This window comes from Halorubrum sp. 48-1-W (genome assembly GCF_003287355.1).
In the GTDB taxonomy this organism is placed as follows: domain Archaea; phylum Halobacteriota; class Halobacteria; order Halobacteriales; family Haloferacaceae; genus Halorubrum.
Map to the genome: position 1 here is coordinate 1 of NZ_QMIM01000064.1, position 1,328 is coordinate 1,328.

Consider the following 1,328-nt stretch of genomic DNA (forward strand, 5'->3'; position numbering starts at 1 on the left):
GACGAGGAGCTGGCGAAGGACCTGGGGCTGGTCTCGGCGATGACGATCGGGATCGGCACCATGATCGGCGCGGGGATCTTCGTCCTCCCGGGCGTGGCGGCCAACGCGGCCGGGCCGATCGTCGTCGTCTCGTTCGTCGTCGGCGGCCTGATCGCCATGGTGAACGCCCTGTCGGTCTCCGAACTCGGCACGGCGATGCCCAAAGCCGGCGGCGGCTACTACTACATCAACAAGTCGCTCGGACCCATGTTCGGCTCGATCGCCGGCATGGGCGATTGGATGGGGCTGGCGTTCGCCTCCGCGTTCTACTGCATCGGCTTCGGGCAGTACCTCGCCGTCTTCGTCGGCCTCCCCGCGATCGCCTTCCTCAACCCCATCCAGTTGGGCGCGCTCATCGCCGGGCTGGTCTTCGTCGCCGTCAACTACATCGGCGCGAAGGAGACCGGCGGCGTCCAGACCGTCATCGTCTTCCTGCTTTTGGCGATCCTCGGCGCGTTCTCCGTCGCCGGCTTCCTCTCGTTCGACTACGCCACCCTCGCCGGGAACGAGGGCGGCCTCGCCCCCGCGGGCTACGGCGCGATCCTCCCCGGGACCGCGCTCGTGTTCGTCTCCTTTCTGGGCTACGCGAAGATCGCGACCGTCGCCGAGGAACTCAAAAACCCCGGGCGCAACCTCCCGATCGCGATCATCGGGAGCGTCGCCATCGTCACCGTGATCTACGCGGTGCTCGTGACCACCATGCTCGGCGTCGTGCCGTGGCCGGAACTCAGCCAGGACGCCCCCGTCGCGCAGGCCGCGCGGGTCGCGTTCCCCGAGTCGATCGGGCCGATCGGCGGCGTCGCGGGGATCGCCGCGGCCGTGATGACCCTGGGCGCGCTGTTGGCGACCGCCTCCTCGGCGAACGCGTCGATCCTGGCGTCGGCGCGCATCAACTTCGCGATGGGACGCGACAAGATCGTCACGGACTGGCTCAACGAGATCCACCCGAACTACGCGACGCCGTACCGCTCGATCCTGGTGACCGGCGGACTCATCGTGGTGTTCATCGCGCTGTTGGGCCAGGAGATCGAGATCCTGGCGAAGGCGGCGAGCGTGCTCCACCTGATCGTGTACGCGCTGATGAACGTGGGACTGATCGTGTTCCGTGAGGCGGACGTCCCCGAGTACGACCCGGACTTCACCGTGCCGCTGTACCCGATCACGCCGATCCTGGGGGCGGTGCTGTCGCTCGGGCTCGTCGCGTTCATGGACGGGATCGAGATAGCGCTGTCGGCCGGGTTCGTCGTCGCGGCCGTCGCGTGGTACTTCGTGTACGCGCGCAGCGAGAC

At 68.1% G+C, this 1,328-nt stretch carries 1 protein-coding gene; it reads left to right on the forward strand.

What is annotated here, in order from left to right; genetic code table 11:
• Positions 1 to 1,328 (forward strand): APC family permease (locus DQW50_RS17500; protein ID WP_198664723.1); only part of this gene is annotated, 1,328 nt, incomplete at both ends.